We start from the raw sequence: 965 nt of genomic DNA on the forward strand, positions 1-965 counted from the left end.
CGGGGCTGGGTGTGCCGGTCTCGCACACCGCGACCGGCGGGTGCGCGGACGCGAACCTGCTGGCCGAGGCCGGCGCGGCCGTGCTCGACGGGCTCGGCCCGGTCGGCGGCGCCGACCACAGCCCGGGGGAGTGGCTCGACCTCGACTCGGTGGTGCCCCGGGTGGCGTTGCTGGCCGGTCTGATCGACGCGGTCGGATCGGGTGACCGCCCCGGCACGTAACCAGATTCCGGAATCATCCTTCCTGTCTTGGGTAGGATCGGTGGGGTGCAGGCGTCCCCGTTCCGTGGCGTGGTGGCCTGCCTGGCCACCATGCACGGCAAGCAGTGGGCGCTGCGTCCGCCGCTGCGCCGACGGCTCGGGATGGGCGTGCGGGTGGCGCCCGTGGACACCGACGCGCTCGGCACGTTCACCGGCGAGGTGCCACGGGTCGGGTCGGCGCGGGAGACCGTGGTGCGCAAGGCCCGGCTCGGGATGGCCGCCACCGGCTCCCCGGTCGGGCTGGCCAGCGAAGGGGCGTTCGGCCCGCACCCGGCGGCCCCCTGGACGCCCGCCGATGTGGAGTACGTGGCGCTCGTCGACGACCGGTCGGGTCTGACCGTGGTGGAGAGCGCCCTGAGCGTCGAGACCAACCACGGCCAGGTGGTCACCGACGGTCGGGACCGGGCCGCCGTGCTCGCGTTCCTGCGCCGGGTCGGGTTCCCGCACCACGCGGTCGTGGTCCGGCCCGCGACCGGGCCGGGTCGGCCGGTCAAGGGACTCCGCCGGCTCGCCGACGTGCTCGTCGCCGTCCGGCGGGCCGCCCTCGACTCCCCCGACGGCACCGCCGTGCTCGGCGCGGACCTGCGGGCCCACGTCAACCCGACCCGGATGCGGGTCATCGCCGCCGCCGCCGACCGGCTGGCCCGGCGTCTCGCCACACCCTGTCCCGCCTGTGCCGCGCCGGGGTTCGGCCCGGTCGGCGCC

At 76.8% G+C, this 965-nt stretch carries 1 protein-coding gene and 1 pseudogene; both read left to right on the forward strand.

Annotation, left to right across the window (positions count from 1 at the left end):
- A pseudogene (locus HUW36_RS33495) lies at window positions 1-221 on the forward strand (M20 family peptidase); the annotation flags it as partial.
- Window positions 222-266: 45 nt separating this feature from the next.
- The coding region (locus HUW36_RS33500) for a DUF6671 family protein (protein WP_174531658.1) at window positions 267-965 on the forward strand (699 nt) is incomplete at its 3' end.

Source organism: Micromonospora maritima (genome assembly GCF_902825405.1).
Taxonomy (GTDB): domain Bacteria; phylum Actinomycetota; class Actinomycetes; order Mycobacteriales; family Micromonosporaceae; genus Micromonospora; species Micromonospora maritima.